The organism is Pseudomonas uvaldensis (genome assembly GCF_021271205.1).
Classification (GTDB): domain Bacteria; phylum Pseudomonadota; class Gammaproteobacteria; order Pseudomonadales; family Pseudomonadaceae; genus Aquipseudomonas; species Aquipseudomonas uvaldensis.
In genome coordinates this window covers 209,173-226,335 of the sequence record NZ_JAIWKS010000002.1, presented here as the reverse complement: position 1 = coordinate 226,335, position 17,163 = coordinate 209,173, and the positions used below count along the sequence as shown (strand labels likewise).

Sequence of the window (17,163 nt, the reverse complement as noted above, 5' to 3'; positions counted from 1 at the left end):
CACCACAGCCCTGTTCACAAACTCAACCGCCCCCGCTCCTCCTCGGTCAGGCGCTGCCGCGTCTGTTCATCCAGAGGGCCGGCGCCGAGCACTTGCACGGGGCTGGCGGGATCATAGGCCCTGGGCGTTTCGCGGCTGGCTCCGTCGCGGGACGGAGCCAGTTGCTCGGAGCCGAAGCTCACCACTTGCACGGTGAACACCGACGCCTGGCTCTGCCGCGCCGCCGCCTGTTGCTGGCGCGCGACCTCTTCCGCCGCTTGGGTCGCCGAGGACGCCGCCGAACTGGCTGAGGTGATCGCTCCCGTGTTCACCGTGGCGGCCAGCGGCACGCCGGTGGATTTGCCCTGGGTCTGGATGTTGGCGGCGTTCACCACGGTCAGCGCCGCGATGTTCACGTTACCCGACACCCGGATCCCCGCCTCGCCCGCATCGATGGTGCCCAACGGCGCGATCAGGTCGATATCGCCGGGCGTCACCTCGGCAATCGGATTGAGGGTAGCAATACCGGCACCGGTGCTCGGCACCGACGGCGACAGGGTCACGTTGCCCCAGGTGTCGTACAGCCGTTTGGGCGGCGTATAGACCACGGTGGTCTTCGAACCGCGACCGGCGTTGATATCGCCCTGGGCCGACCAGCCCAGGATCGAGCCACCAAAGGTGGTCATGATCCGGCTCTGCCCCAGCAGGATGCTGTTGCGCGCATACAACTGGATATCGCCCTCACCCTGGGTAATGACGCCTGCGGTGGACGGCGGCGCGTTACCCTCGATGCCGAAGGTCTGGCCACCGCCCGGGGTGAGCATCTGAATGCTGCCGCCGAAATCGGTGTGCACACCCGCCCCGCCGAACATCGTAATGTCGCCTTTGTAGGTGATCGCATTGCCCGCCACGTCCTTGTCCGGGAACAACAGCGCGATCGCCTCGCGGCCGCGCAGATAGCTGCCCTGGCGTACGCCGCCGACTTCGTTGTACTCACGCCCACCGGCCTTGAGTTCGGCAAAGTACACATCGCGGGCAAACACCCGCTGCTGTTCGGCCGGCAGCGCGGCGAAATAGGCACGGGCCTGCTCGCTGTCGCCGCTGAAGCCGAAGCGCTGCTCCAGCCAATCCACCAATTCAGCTTCATAGGTCTTGGCGACCTTACCGTTCTGGCTCGCCAGCGGTACACCAGCCAGGGCCTGGTTTGCCGGGTCCAGGTACGCCTTGACGAAGCGCTCGTAATCCGGCCCATTGAGGCCCGCGCCGGCTTGCAGCACCAGGCTCGCGCCGGGGCGCGAATCACCCGGCACCACGGCGCCGAGGCTGGTGATGCTGACCTTGTCCTCCATCAGGATGTTGCGCCCGGCGGTGATCTCCAGCAGGCCGGGGCCGGCAACGTTGAAGTGGCTGTAGAGGATGTCGCGCCCGGCCGAGACGATGGAGATGTCGGTGGGGTTGTTGTGAATGAAGAGATTGCCACCGACGGTGTAATTCCCCGCCTCCAGGTCATCACTGCGCGATCCGCCCAACGGTATCCCGCTGCTGACGATGTCTCGCCCCGCCATCATCCTGACCGTTCCGGCGCCTTCGTATGCAATTCGCCCCGGCCACTTGCCCGTGGGAACGGATGTCATCGTCCGTCCAGTGGTCACCGCCAGCAGGTCACCGTTGAGCGCATAGAAGCGGGCAGGATCGACATTGGCAGCCCATTCGCTGGAGGCGCTGCTGGTGGCGAAAGCAAGCAGCGGCAATTGGTTCCTGCTGAGGACCACGGGATTACCATCGGCCGAAAGATTGCTGACCTGGATACTGATGCCGCCATCGACTGAAGCGACATAGGCTGGACGAAATGGCGTCGCCAAGGCAGACGACGCAGCACCGGAACGACTGACCGACATGTCGCCGCCGTAGATGGAATCGCCGGCGAGGAATTGCAACTCGCTGTTGATGCCCGGAGCAAGCAGCAGGGCTGGGCGATTGTCGCCGCTGTAGCCTGCTTCATATAACACTGACGACTTTCCATAGTAGAGGCTGCCACCGGCCGCCACGGCTCTCAGGATCGATGGGTAGACCACCGCCAGATCCGTTGCGGTACTAGAGGTGTAAGGTGTCAGGTTACCTCCAGACGACCACAAGTCGATCGCGGTATTGGCCGTCCATAGCGTGAACCAGCTCAGTCCCGACCCGTTCCTGTCACCGTCCTTGAAGCGAGAGGCGCTCATCATCGGTGCACGACCGGGGTCGGCAACGTCCATCACGACAAGATCGCCCGAAGTAGCCAGATCGAAGGTGGCATCGCCCGGCATGAGGGTCAGCCCACCGGTAGCCAATCCTCGTGTGGACTTGAAGGAGTCGTAGGCTCGCGTTTCTCCTGGGGACTGTGCGGAGGCAGCATTGCCGTATTGAAGGTCAATACGGCCGATGGCGCCGCTATCGATCTGCGCGTGGCCCCGCAGGTTGATGACCGCACCGTTGAGATGCCCGTTCACGAACAGGCTTTCTGGATTCAAAGCACCGCCCACCCGCAGATTGAGATCACCGCCGCCGGTCAGTTGCAGGCTGCCATCGGCGCCTACGCGACCCGTGCTGCCCACAGCCAACAGCAGCCCCTGGCTGCGGGGGGTGATGTTTGGATTGAAGTCACTGCCGGCGAGCCGGTGCAACACCCCCGCGTCCCCCTTCACCTGTACGTCCAGATCACCGCCGCCCAGGGTCCCGAAGCCAGTGAAACCGGCCATCTGATCAGCGCCCCCTGGCTCTGTCGACGCGGTATAGCTGCCAAAATTGATCCACCAGGCCGTCGGCTGGCCGTTCACCGGATCACCGTTGCCCTGGCGCCAGAGCCAGTTGCCCACATTGGCCGAGTCCTGGCCGATGTCGGCAGGGTTCGGTCGCCCGACAGGGGTGGCGGCGGGCGCGGTCAAGTTGCCGCTCAGATCACCACCGACTTTGAGCAACAGGTTCCCGCCCGCATCCGGATACCAGGCGCGATAGATGCTCTCTGTGCCGCCATCCACGAGTTTTTCGTAGCTGCCATTTTCGTCGTTGAGTACCTTGCCGCTACTGCCCAATGCCTTGGGCTGGTTGTAGGGATCGCCCGGGAACGTCGGCGCCGACGAAGTGCCGGCGGTGTAGATGCCGAACAACGAGTCCATGCGCAGGCTGCCACCGCTGAGCAGTTCCAGGTCGCCGGTGCCGGTGCGGATGACACTCGGGCGGGTACTGCCGGCGACCAGCTTGTAGTCCACGCCGAGGGCCGCACACAGCTCTGGCGCATATTCACAAAGCGCCTGGACCGAATCGAACCCGAAAAACTGGGCAGCCGACGCATCGATCGGGGCCCCTGCCTTGACGTCATAACCGGATCCCGCCAGCGCCTCCACGGCTGCCTCAGTCCACTTGTAGGAAGATTGCTGCGCGCACATGAACGGAAGGTCGGCACAAAATGCATCGACCGAGGCGTAACCGAAGGCGCCTACGATTTCCTGGTCGATGGGTGCGCCAAGCTCGACAGTGATCCCGGCGTTCAGAAGCTCTGCGACCCCTGCTTCAGTCCAGATGAAAACGCCTTTGGCCGGTACCGGCTTACCGAACATGCCGTAATGACTGTCGGCAAAACGCAAATCGCCATTCACCGGTTCCGGCTGGACGATCCGGCTGTCCGCCGCTGCCGTATCGGCCCCGGCCACCAACCGCAGCGACCAGGACTGCGAACCCTCGGCAAGCATCGGAGCGACGGCCCACATCCGCCCCTGGCTGCCGGCGATTTCAGGACGCAGTTGGATCGACTCGACGCCATCGGGCAACTTCACATCGGTACCGGACGGGATCAGCGAACCACGGTTCAGTGCCAGGCTGCGATCCAGCCTGAGAATATTGCTCTGTGCATTGCCCGCGTCCGCCACGTTGGGCAACGCAACGCCCTTCGGCCAGGTGAAGCCGAGCAACGCAGTGGGCCCGTTCAATACACTGCCGGCCCCCAGTTGCGAGCCGGCTTGCAGGGTCTGGGCCTGGTTCAGCAAGGTGCCCGCGGCAAACAGCAGATTGCCCGAGGCATCATGCACGGCGGCCGCCAATACAGTGCCGGCGGGCAGCTCCAGTGGCTGTTCGAGAATCGCCGCCACCGGCAATCGGGTACCCGCCGCCAACGTCACGCCTTTGATCGGCAAGTCGTAGTTCAACGTGGTCCCCGCCGGGAAGGCCGTGCCTTCGGCCAGGGTCACGCCGGCGCCGGGTACGACGATGTCGCCCCCCGTGAAGTCGATGCCGGGCAGCAACACCCAGCCCTTGTCATCCTGCGTGGCCGGTGGTGGTGCGAAACCGTCGTTGATGCTGCCGTAGATGCTCAGGTCGCCCCCGGCGCGCAGGGTCAACGCACCGGCCTCGCCGGAGCCGTACACGGCGGTTTTCTGCGTGTGCGGATTGACGCTCGCATAGCGATAACCGGACAGGTCCAGGTCGCCCTGCACCACCAGATCACCGTCGGCGGTCGCACTGACGATCTCGACACCGGGCCGCAAGTGGAACGCGTCGGCATAACGGGCATTGTTCAGGCCGGCGAGTTTGCGTTGCATCAAATCGTCGTTGTCCAGCGCCGCGTTGATGAAGGCTGTGCTGTCCTGATGCTTGCGGTCCAGGTATGCCTGGTCGATGACCTGATAAGGGCGTCCGCTGGCCGCCGGATCGCTGCCATATTCCGCGTCGCTGTACTGCCACATACCATTGACGGCGATGGACCGCGCGCCCTGAATGTCCAGGTTGCCACTGGCGTCGATGGCAATGTCGCCGTGGGTGGCATCCGGGCCGGCGCGGCGGGCATTGAGCTCCAGGGTGCCACGGGCGCGACCGTCATGCTGGCCGGCTGTCGCCGCAATGCCATGGCGCAGGTCGATGCGGGCGCCATCGGACAAGGTCAGTACACCTGCGCGGGACGTCAGGTCGACGATGGCACGGTTTGGCGAATCGATGATCTTGCCGTAGCTGTCCACCCGAAGGCGATTGCCGTGGGCATCGAGTACCGCGTTGCCGCCCAGGGTCAGGGAACGCCCCGCCGCGAGCCGGATGCTGCCAACCCGCTCGCCACTGGCGTCTACCTTGCCGTTGACCAACAGATTGCCGTTGTCGACCGACACACTGATGGTCGAGGCCTTGAGCCCGTCGCCGATCACCAGGTCGCCCTGTTTAAGCTGGAAACCACGGGAACCGTAGACCTGCCCATCGTTCAACCGTTGGTTCAACGCCGCGAACTGCTCGCTGAGGCTGCCACCGCCGCCCAGACGCTGGGCCTGGATTTCCACGCCGCCAGCCAGGTACGGCATGACGGTGCCGCCGGCGTCATATTCGCCCGAGCTGCTACCCAGGATTCGCCCTTGCAGGTCCACCATCCCCGCCGCCCCATCCAGGGCCACGGCGCTGAGCCGGCCGGCCTGATTGTTGCGGGCCGAGAGGTCGATGCTCGACCCGCTGGCCTGACGAATGTTGCCGTTGCGGCTTTGCAGGATTACCTCGCCACCGGCGCTGTGGCGCGTGACATCGTTGAAGGTGATCCCGCGACCGGCTACGTCGATCGACGCCCCATCGGCCAGGGTCAGGTCATCGGTCGCGCCCAGGGTCAACTTGCCGCTGGGCAACACCACCGCACTGGCCAGGTTGAGGCTGGCACCCTTGAGGGATAACTCGCCACCGAGCCCGGAAACGGTGCCCGGCTTAGCGCTCGTACCCGCTACGTTGATCGCCCCACCCGCGGTGATGCGGTTGATCGAACCGGCCTCACCGGTCAACAACGGAGTAAGAATATTGAGATTGCCGCCGCTGTAGGCGAAACCTGTTTTCGCGTCATAGGCCCCCTGGCTTTGATACACCGCCAGGCTGCCTTTGTGGTTGGCCGTCAGGCGTTCACTGGCGCTGAGGTTGACGTTGGCAAAGCCCAGAGCCAGGCGGTCCAGGGTGGTGAGCGAGCTGGGCTGGGCAAACGCACCGTAGCCGAACTCGATGCGTTGGGCCTGGATGTCCAGGCGACCGGCGCCGGTGCCGGCTCCGCCTGCAATCACCGAACCCGGCGCGCCGACGGCACCGTTCCAGACCAGGTTGGCGGTCCGGATGGTCGCTACGTCGCTGGCACTGCCCGCGCCATAAATGGCCGGGGTACTGAGCATCAGGTTATTCAGGCGTGACTTGCCGGTAGTCGAATCATAGGTGTCGAGGCTGACGGTGCCGTAGAAATTCAGCGCCTGACTGGCCGACAGTTCGAGAGTTTCCAGGGCCGGAGCGCCATATTGAGTGTCGCCGCGCAACAGGCGGTCGAGCACCGTCTGGCTCAGGGTCAGACCGGCAGGCAATACATTGCGCCCCGCTGCATCGCTCAATGCCTGGACCGTGCCGACGTTGATATTGCTCAGAGCCAGGGTCAGGTGACGAGTGCCGTAACGCACCTGGTCGTCCAACGCCAGGCTGCTGCCGGAGGCGGCAACGATGCTGCCTTCGGAGTGAATCCGCGTCACGCCGCTACACGGTGTCAGGCTGCACCCGCCAATATTGACCGATCCTGTAGCACCCGACTGCGGAGCCAACACGTTGAGCACGCCGTTGGAGGCCGCCAGCATGTTGTAATTCTGGTTCTTCACGTTGAGGTTATAGATAAAGCCATCGCGTGCATCGTACGCGGCCTTGCCCTGTCCGATGGTGTTGATGGCTGCGCCTTGCTCCACCAATAGCTCGCCGCCGTCGGCCAAGAGCAATACCTCAGGCGCCGACAGGATCGCACCTTCACGCAACGCAACACTGCGGGACACCCTTTGCGGCGTGATGTAGTTTCCTCCCTGGCCATAGTCAACGTAAAACTGGCCGCCAATCACTTGGCGTGTAGCCTTCAATGCATTGAGGCTTCCCGCATTGAGGGTCACGCCGTCGAAGCCGGCCGTGGCCCCACGCCCATCAGCAACCACTTCCAATGCGCTCCCGGCGCGCCCCACCACCGCAACGGTGCCGCCGTAGCCCCCCGTCTGAGGCGCGAACTTGCCTGTGCCGTTGAAGGAAAACGCCTGATCCCCCGCGCCCTTTGCCAGGTTCAATTTCAACGTCTTGGCGTCCACGGGCAGCATTGCCCGAGGCACGCCCAGGCGAGCGGCATCGGCCAGCACAAACTGGGCGTAGCTGGTTTCGTTGTATTGCGAATAACGGCGCAGCACATCGCCTGAAGTCAGAATGACCTGGCTGGACAAACTGTTGCGCTGCCCGGTGTTGGCCACCGACAACACTCCGGAGGTGGTCCAGGAACCATTGCGCATCTGTTGCGCGCCCGTCGTGGCGCCCTGCCCCGCCAAGCCATTGACCTCGACCCGGAACGCCCCCGGCAGTAAGGCATAGGTGGACGGCATCAGGGTATAAGTGCCGGCAGCCAGCCCAGGCACACCGGCACCGATGGTGATCTGCTGACCTACCCTGGGATCCACCGCCCCCCCTTCGGCTGCAACCGGCGCGTATTGGCTCTGATTGCCCGGCACGATGGCGTAGACCGGATTGCTGGACAGCCCCGGTAATGTGAAACCGCCATTGACGCCAATCTGCACCAACGGGTTGAAACGCGCATCGGTGGAGCCGCCCCGGCCTGAGATAAAACCGGCGCCGAGCAATTCACCGCCGCCCGAGAGGTCGAGTACCGAGCCTTCCTCGGCCGCCACCGACTTGCCGCCGAGAATCACACCGATATTCAGGTCACCGTTGCCGGAGGGCACCGCTCCTTGTCCCAGCAACACAACCTTTTTTCCAGCGTACTGATAACTCTGTCCGTCGACCGTGCCGCCATAAGGCAAGACCAGGCCCAGGCCACTGACCGACGTCAGGCTGCCCGGCAACAGGTCTACCCGAGCCGATATACCCTCCCCGCTGTTTGTACCGACTTCAAGCAACCCCAAGGGTGCTCGGACGACACCACCCTGTTCGATCTTCGCGCTGCCTAATTGCAGGCGACCGAATACGGAATAAGGCACTTGTGGTGTGACCTGGGTGGTACGCCCAATGACCAGGCTACGCGTCGGGTCATAGAGCCTCGTGCTGCTATCGGGTTCAGTTCCCCAACCATATCCCGCCAATATCCGTGCCCCTACCCCGGTTGCCGGATACAGTTGCGCCGCCTGCAAAAGCATGTCCGAGGGCGTCAGTAATTGGGTAGTGAAACCTTCAGGCATATCGTTGCCGGAGAACCCGGCCAGGAAACGCATATCACCCCGGCTGCTTAGCTGGACCTGATCGAAACCTGCCCGCTCAAGCTCCACCGTGCTGCCATCGGCCTGCCTCACGGTGCCTTTGCTGCTGAACATCACATTGCCTTGCACATCGAGCAGATCCGCGTTCACAGAAAACACCGCCTTGTTCGCCAATAGCGATACCCCGCCGCCCTCGACCACCGGCCGGGTGTAAGGATCAAAACTCGGTCGAGTGCTCGCCAGCCCTGTCGCGGTAGAGAGCAACACATGGGGGGCATTGAGCTCGACCCGGGTATTGGCGGGCGCGGTTGCACTCAATCCAAAACTGCGGGCGTACAAGGCAAGGCCTTGGCCGAGGGATATCGAGAGGTCGCCATCCACACTCATCAGGCCGTTGCTTAACAACGACAGGCTGTCGAAACCACCGCCCCGGACTTGATCGATACCCAGCTGGCCGTGACCATAAACCAACGAGTCCGCCGAGGTTTCAGCCGAATCGCTCAGCGAGCTTGCCTGGGCGACTTGCCTCAGAACCAGCTCACGCACGTTCAACACTCGGTCATTGACTGCGCTTCTCAGATAATAGGGGGTTTCCAGTGCTACCGACAGACTGCCCCCAGCCGCCCCGCCGCCCCCGGAACGGGCGCTGAACGCACCGTCCAGATACAGGCCATTGGCCGACGCCAGGGAAATACTGCCGCCATTGCTCGCTACCAACGTGCGACCCTGGCCCGGAACATCCAGCACGGCCTGGCTGCCATCCGCTTGCAGACGGGCACCGTCGCGCACCACCACAAACAGCTCGGAGGCCGACGTCGAGCCTTTCGCGGCATCGATCTGGCCGCCGACGACAATCTGCCCGCCATCGCGCACCAGGCCGTAGGTCTGGCCGCGCATGCCCCGGGCAGTCACGGCCCGGCTGGAGACATCGATCAGCGCCTGCTCGCCCAGCCAGATGGAACGACCGTGACCCTGGGCATTGACCTGATCGCGAACCGTATCATTGACGCTCAACTCGGTGAGGCTGACCCGCCCTCCCCACGCGTTGAGTGTGCCGTTGACGGTCAATTGACCAATACTGCGTAGGTCAATGCCTTGGCCCGGATCGACATTGATCACGCTGCCCTTGCCCAGGCTCAATACCGTGCTGGCCATGTCGGCGGCGCTGGAGTTCGCGGTGCCGGCGGTGAGGCTCAGGCTCGCACCGCGACGCTGGGTCAGCACACCCTTGATCGCGTCTTCCTGGTAGAGCTCCGGCGTCCAGCGCTGCAAGGCAGCGCCTGGCTCCGCGTCGCTATCGGTAACCAACGCCTGCTCACCAACACGGTACACCGGCATCGTCACATCAACCCGGGTCCCGTCGGCCACAGTCAGGCCTTCGTTGCCGGTGATGTCATAGGCCGAGAAACCCTTGTCGAAGAAATCGCCGTCCAGTTGCAGAGTGCCAGGGTCAAGCGGCGCGCTGCTGTTGCCGATCAGCACTTTGCTGGCCGCCAGCTTCAAGGTCCCGCCGCCACTCACGCCGGTACCGCGCAGTTCACCTTCGAGGTTCAAGTCGCCGTTACCGGACGATGCGCCGGTACTCGCGGTCAAGGTCAGGTCACCGCCCTTGCCACCGCGAGTCTTGCCATCGGCCATCACGGCAGCACCGGAGCTGACGTCAATCAGGCTGCCTTGCTGCACATCAATATCGCCACTGCTGCGCACGGACACGGTGCCGCCGTTGATGAACGGCAGGCCTTGGCGGTCGGTGTCGTCGAGCAGCAGATTGCTCCAGCGCCCGGCGGTGTTCAGCTTGACGCCTTCGCCCAATGTAACCATCGCCCGCTGTCCCGTGGCGGGTGAAAGGGTGACGTCTCCCATCTGGAAATTATCGGTTCTGATCTGTTTGAGCACGTTACCCAAGGCAATGCGACCGCTGCGGGCCGTCAGGTCGGCATTCACCTCGACCTGCGGTGCATAAAGCGTGATGTCGCCGCCGTCGGCGACCTTGAGTGCGCCATTGACTTTGATGCCTTCACCCGCCGCCACCTTGACCGCGCCGAGCTGGAAGCCATTGAGCAATTCATTGTCCAGCACCAGCTTGCCTTGCCGGTCGGAGCCAACCGCCGAGGTCAGGTCCAGGCCGGCGGCGATCTTGTCGGAGACTTTGCCGAAGGTGACCTGGTCGAACGTAGGGTTCAAACCACTATTGATCACACCGTTGGTCTTGTCGTAGATCGGCGTGTAGCTGCCCACCCACAATTGAGCCCGACGGGCCACGGCGTTCTGCGACTGCTGATAACCGTCGAGGTTGAGATTCGGCGCCTGGGTCTGGCGTTCGCCCTGGTAGACCTCGCCGACGATCTGGCCTTCCAGCACGGCGTTGCGGGTCGACACCACCAGCTTGCCGGCATCGCGGCCTACGGTGTAGCCCGCCTCGAAACGCTCGCGCGGGGCAATCAGCGGGTTGTAGTAATAATCGGTCTGGCCCCAGCGCTGGCTATGGTCTTCGTAACCTTTGTAGATGCCGGTGTAGAGGATGTCGCCCGGCGCCTTGGACAGCTCATACAGACGGCCATCGGCGCCTTTCAGCCAGGATTGGCGCAAGTAGCCGCTCTGCACATCCAGGGTGCCGCCGGACAGGTTCAGTTGCGCCGCCTGCTGGGTCACCACGTCATTGCCGGTAAACGTCAGGGTACCGCCCTGGGCCGCCCACTCGCCGACGCTATGCCCACGGGTGCCGAGATAACCGCCCACCTCCAACAGACCACCCGCCGTGTACCAGCGGTCAGTGGCGTAGCCGTTGGTGCCCGCCGGGACGTAGACCAGATCGCGCACATCCACCCACACATCATTGCTGGTCAGTTTGCCGCCCTCACGATTCACCGGAGCGTCACGCTGTTCGTTGCCCTGGACGTTGACCTTGATGGAATTGGATTCCATCGCCACCTTGACCCCGATGGCGCCGGACACGTCGATCACCGCGCCATCGCGCACCAGGCTGCGACCGGCGGCGCTGACCGCAACCTGCCCGCCGGTGGCCAGGGTGATGGAACCGTTCTGAAAGTCGACACTGCCACCGCTGACGATCTCGACCCGCGACTGATCGGAGCGGTCGACCACGCTGCTGAGGTTGTTGAACTGGCCGGTGATCAAATTGTTCGGCGTACCGTCCAGACCAGCAGGCCCGGCGTTGCGTTGGCTGTCCAGAGCGCTGCCGCCCGCGGCGTCGAGCAGCACGGCGGTGGCGCTGCCTTGCCCCAGGGTCACGCTGCCGGTGCCGTCGCTGATGGCGTTGAGCAAATGCACGGTGCCGCGGGTGTCTACCGAACTGCTGGCGACGGCCACGCCGTTTTGCTCCACCCGGTGCCCGGTAAGTGTGATGTCGCCAGTACTCGCCTGGATCAGGCCACTGTTGATCACGGTGCCGGCGCTGCTGCCCGGTTTGAGTGACGTCGCGACTTCATTGCCACGGGTGGTCGAACGCAGGTTGCCGCTGGTGCCCTGTCCGCGACGAATGTAGAAGCTGTCGCCGGCCGCGAGGGTGGTCTGGCCCTTGGCGGTGATGATGGAACCGGCGTTCTCCACTTCCGAGCCCAACAGCAAGGCATAGCCACCGCCTGCGGTGGAGGTGGCGGCGCGGTGGGTCTCAATTTGCGCGCCTTGCTGCACTTCGATCTTTCCGGCGGCGTCGGTGAAGGTCGGCTGGGTGCCGGTGGCATCGACGTACAAGCCACGCTGACTGAACTGTTCATCGGAAATATTGGCCGCCACCGCCGCCAGGTTGCGCACGTTGACCTGGCTGCTGCCGCTGAAAATGATGCCGTTGCGGTTGACCAGCATGACCGTGCCATTGCCCTTGATCTGGCCCTGGATCTGGCTGGGTCGGGCTTGAGGGTCATTGACCCGGTTGAGCACGGCCCAGTCCGCTTGCTGCTGGAAATCCACTGTGGTGTTGCGCCCGACGTTAAAGGTTTCCCAGTTGAGAATCGCCTTGTCGGCGGTCTGCTCGATCGTCACCGTGGTCTTGCCACCCGCCTGGGTCTGTTTCGGCCCCTTGGCGTTGAGCCAACCTTGGGTGAGGCTGTTGTCGACCTTGAGTCCTCCCTCGCCCAAGCCGTCTGGCACGACCTGCACCTGCCCGAACGCTGCTTGCCGCCCCGCTGCCTGGGCGGCTTGTTGGGCGGCGATGGCGGCCACGGTGTTGTTGAGGTTGGTCAGCGAACGCTGCAACTGCGCATTGGCCCGTTGCTGTTGGGCCAGCGGTGGCGGCATACCGGGCCGCGCCGTCGTGGGCCGCCCCGCACCGGCGGCCTGGGAGGCCCCCTTGGCGGCAAACCAGGATGAACTGAACGCCGTAGCCGCCTGGGCGTTGCCGGCCACCATCAGCAGCGCAATGGCCTGGGCCAACGGCTTGAGCCGCAGCATCGACAGCTCGCCATCGCGACGGGAAGCATTCAGGTTCATCCGGGGTTTGCAGCGCAGCATCCTACTCATCCTTTCGGTTCGCTCTAAGGGGCGCAACGCAGTGCCATCAAGCTGCCAGCGTTGGTTATAGGGGTTAGGCGGTTGCAGCCGTTCGGGACCGAACGGATGTCATGAAAATTTCATGTGGCTGTGTTGGTACGGGCCATACGCAAAAATCAGCAACGGCTCACACCGTTGCTGATCAGGTACTGCAGGTCGCTCAAGCGTGGGCTTACAGCGGACGACCGATGGCGTTGCAGACGCTGGTGTTGCCGATGCTCAGACCGCTGGAGGCCGTGACGAAGGAGTCACGAATAGCGGTTTTCCAGGCCGAAGGCAGGGGCACGAAACGGTTGGAGGTGATCGCCGAATCGTTGTTAACCAACGCACCGTAGTGGCGGCTGAAGAAGTTGCGCACTTGGGTGGTCTGGGTGGCGTCGGCGTAGCACTGGCTGAAAATCACGTTGGTGAAGCCCAGGATCGGGTAGCCGGTGGTTGGGTAGGCCACGACGCTTGGGTCATTAGGGTTGCTGGTAGCAGCGAAGACCGGTACCCACGCGTTCGGGTTGGCACGGTTGGCGACGGCAGGAACCGCAACAGCGGCGATGGCGGCCGATACGTTGGCGGGGGCTGGGGAAACACCGGCAACGCGGGCTACTTTGGTGGCGTCATCCAGACCGGCCAGCGTCGTTGCAGCATAATCCGGGCTCATGTAAGTGATGCGACCTTGGGCAGCGTTCACGGCAGTCATCACAGCCTGGCTACCAGTGGCCGAGACGGCGCCGGCTGGCAGGCCGCCGCTGTAGCTGGAGGCAAAGTTGGTGGTGATGGCGAAGGTGCCGGTTTCAGCGCATTTGGCGTTCAGAAAACGGGTGAACAGCTCGGTGGTGCCGCTGCTTTCAGCGCGATAGACCACAGTGATCGCGCCCGTACGGCCGGAACCGGTGATCTGGCTCCAGTCGGTCAAACGGCCGGAGAACACGCCGCAGAGTTGGTTGACGCTCAGGTTAACGTTGGCAGTGCCGGTCTTGTTGAACGGAATGGCAACCGAAGTGGCCACCGAAGGCACCTGGATCAGCGGGCCCCAGGCAGCGCCGTGGGCGGTGACGTAGTTGTTCAGCTCAGTGGTGCTGAGCTTCGAATCGCTACCAGCCCAGTGCACGTTCTTGCTGGTGTTGCCAGCCACGAACTTGGTGTAGTCGTTGTTCAGGAAAGCGGCCTTGCCGGCGCCGCTGCCCACGCCGATGTAAGGAGCGAAACCGGCGGTCAGTACGCCGGAAGTCTGGTATAGAGGCTGAGGCAAGGTAGCACCACCGCCGTTGACATCAGCCATGGCAGCCTGAGCGGCGCAGAGGCCGGCGAGGGTCAGGGATACTGCGAGAACGTTGCGCTTAAACATGAAGAATCTCCTTTCATCGTGTTCGTACGTAGGTTGGATGACGCGTTCTTGCCGTCATGGCGCTCGGTCCTGTGCCGCTGGCGGTGGGGTGAGGCCATGGGTTAGAAATTCGCAGTTTCCGGTGACAGATAAAGGAAAAAACCTCGGGAGCATGAGGCTCTTTTTCGGGGGATTTCCTCGGGTGTTCGAGGGCTCTGGGTCGGGCTTGCGGGCGGGTTTTACGCATGTGGGAAACGGACAAATGCTGGAGGCGCCGCAGGACGGTTGCTTGCCTTGAAAAAATGACAGAACAAGGAACCCGAGTTTGGCGCTGACGGGGGTCGGGAGCTGACACACCACCGCAAATATTTTTGAACCACAACGGTTGCGGCGAGGAGCGTGTCATCAAGCGCGGTCAGGTTTATTGCACCAACTGATTGATTTCGATGATCGGCAACAGCACCGCCATGACGATCACCAGGACGACACCGCCCATAATCACGATCATCAGTGGCTCCAGCAGCGCGGTCATGCCCATGGCGCGTCGCTCGATATCCCGGGACAGGGTCTGCGCGGCGCGTTCGAGCATCGGTGGCAGGCAGCCAGTCTTTTCGCCGCTGGCGATCAGATGGATCAACAAGGGTGGAAAAACCTTTTCCACCCGCAGCGCCGCCGCCAGGTTGACCCCCTCGCGGACCTTGGCCGTGGCATCGCTGACGCTCAGGCTCAGGCGGTCGTTGGACAGCGTCTGTCGCGCGGCTTCCAGCGCCCTGAGAAGCGGCACCCCCGCCGCGCCGAGAATCGCCAGGGTGGAAGCAAAGCGCGCCGTGTTGAGCCCCAATACGAAACGCCCGATCAGCGGCAGGCGCAGCACCCGCGCATGCCAGCTCAATCGCGCCTGAGGGTTGCGCAAGTACAGGCGCCAACTCCAGAACCCGCCGGCCAGCACGGCGAAACACAGCCAGCCCCAGGCACGAATGAAATCGCTGGCGGTGAGCATCGCCAACGTCAATCCGGGCAGATCCTGGCGCGCCTGGGAAAATGCACTGACCACCTGCGGCACCACATAGCTGAGCAGGAAAATCACAATGGCGATCGACACCAGTCCCACCACGCCCGGATAAATGAACGCTGTGAGGATCTTGCCCCGCAGGTTGTTGCGCTCCTCGATGTAGTCCGCCAGCCGCTCCATCACCTGGGCCAGGTCACCGGACTCCTCGCCGGCTGCAATCAACGCCCGGTAGATGTCCGGAAAGTCCCGGGGGCGCGCTGCCAGTGCCTCGGCCAGGCGCATGCCGCTGCGCACGTCGGTACGGACCGCGCTCAGGGTCTGGGCGATGTGCTTGCGTTCGGCCTGTTCCACCGTGGCGCTCAAGGCGGCTTCCAGCGGCAGGCTCGCCCCCAGCAGGCTCGCCAATTGCCGGGTGGCCCAGGCCAGGTCGTTATCAGAGAGCCGAGCGGCGAACAGCCCGCCACCTTGGGCTTGAGGCGTGTTGCGCTCCAACTGCACCTGCAACGCCGTCAACCCACGACTGCGTAACAGGCTGAAAACCGCCCCCTGGCTGTCGGCCTCCAGATGCCCGGACTCGATCCTGCCCTGGGCATCCGCCGCCTCGAAACGATAGCGATTCATCAGGCGTCCCGTGTCACGCGCAGAATTTCTTCAGGGGCTGTCACCCCGCCACGCACCCAGCGCTCGCCATCCTCGCGCATGCTGAACATGCCAGCCTGGCGGGCGGCGGCGCGCAGAGCCTGCTCCCCTGCTCCCTGGTGTATCAACGTACGGATGTCATCGTCGATGCAGAACAACTCATGAATGCCGGTGCGTCCGCTATAGCCGGTTTGGTTGCAGGCCGCGCACCCCACCGGTCGCCAGGTGCCGGGCGCTGCCGGATCGGGTTGCTTGCATTGTTGGCATAGCCTGCGTACCAGTCGTTGGGCCAGCACCCCGAGCATCGACGAGGCCAGCAGAAACGGCTCGACGCCCATGTCGATCAAGCGGTTGATGGCCGACACCGCGTCGTTGGTATGCAGCGTCGCCAGTACCAGGTGACCGGTCAGGGAGGCCTGCACCGCGATTTGCGCCGTTTCCAGGTCACGGATCTCGCCGATCATGATGATGTCCGGGTCCTGGCGCAGGATCGCTCGCAGCGCCAGGGCGAAGGTCATGTCGATCCTGGCGTTGACCTGGATCTGGCTGATGCCCGGCAGGTCGTATTCAACCGGGTCTTCGACGGTGAGGATGTTATGAACACTGGCGTCCAGCCGGGCCAGGGCGGCGTAGAGGCTGGTGGTCTTGCCGCTGCCGGTGGGGCCGGTGACCAGCACGATGCCATGGGGTTGGCGGATCAGATGATCGAGCTTGCCCAGCACGGCCGGGTCCATCCCCAGGGTTTCCAATTGCAGGCGCCCGGCCTGTTTGTCCAGCAAGCGCATCACCACCCGCTCGCCATGGCCGGTGGGCACCGTGGACACGCGGATGTCGATGGGCCGGCCGGCCACCCGCAGGGCGATGCGGCCGTCCTGGGGCAGGCGCTTTTCGGCGATGTCGAGCTGGGCCATGATCTTGATCCGCGACACCAGCGCACCGTGCAGGGCCTTGCGCGGTGATACCACGTCCCGCAGCGTGCCATCGACCCGGTAGCGCACCACCGAATGGCTTTCGTAAGGCTCGATGTGGATGTCGCTGGCTTCGTCCCGGGCGGCCTGGGTCAGCAAGGCGTTGATCATGCGGATCACCGGGGCGCCGTCCTGGGTATCGAGCAGGTCGGTGATCTCGGGGATGTCCTGCATCAGGCGATCGAGGTCCACCTCGTTCTCCGCCGCCCCGACGACCGCCGCCGCGCTGCCGGTGTCGGCATAGGCGCTGTTGAGCAAGCCTTCGATATCCTCCTCGCGCACCCGCTCCAGCCGTACATCGCCGAATTGGCGACGCACTTCGCTGATGGACCAGCCGGGCGTGGAAGGACACACCGTCAGCACCGCACCTGTATCTAACTGGCGCAACACCAGACGTTGGGCCTTGGCCCAGGCGTATGGGAGAGTGTTCATGGGCACACCCAGAATTGAGAAACCACACACATCCCCTGTGGGAAGCCAGCTCGCGATGGCGCTCTATCAGCTTGCCTGGAGGCTGACCGGGTGGCCCTCATC

Annotated in this window: 4 protein-coding genes; all 4 read right to left on the bottom strand. The window is 63.8% G+C overall.

Features of this window, described 5'->3' with window-relative positions; translation table 11 throughout:
- Nucleotides 1-14: 14 nt before the first annotated feature.
- Entirely contained in the window at nucleotides 15-12,653 is a 12,639-nt protein-coding gene (locus LCU97_RS04390) for a filamentous hemagglutinin family protein (protein ID WP_232775666.1), read from the bottom strand.
- A 211-nt stretch (nucleotides 12,654-12,864) separates the two neighbouring features.
- Nucleotides 12,865-14,031 (bottom strand): substrate-binding domain-containing protein, encoded by a 1,167-nt coding sequence (locus tag LCU97_RS04385; RefSeq protein WP_053150594.1) that lies wholly within the window; start codon nucleotides 14,029-14,031, stop codon nucleotides 12,865-12,867.
- Nucleotides 14,032-14,431: 400 nt separating this feature from the next.
- Nucleotides 14,432-15,643 (bottom strand): type II secretion system inner membrane protein GspF, encoded by a 1,212-nt coding sequence (gene gspF / locus LCU97_RS04380; RefSeq protein ID WP_053150591.1) that lies wholly within the window; start codon nucleotides 15,641-15,643, stop codon nucleotides 14,432-14,434.
- Entirely contained in the window at nucleotides 15,643-17,061 is a 1,419-nt protein-coding gene (gspE, locus tag LCU97_RS04375; RefSeq protein WP_053150588.1) for a type II secretion system ATPase GspE, read from the bottom strand. The genes gspF and gspE overlap by 1 nt, the downstream gene beginning before the upstream one ends.
- Nucleotides 17,062-17,163: the final 102 nt, after the last annotated feature.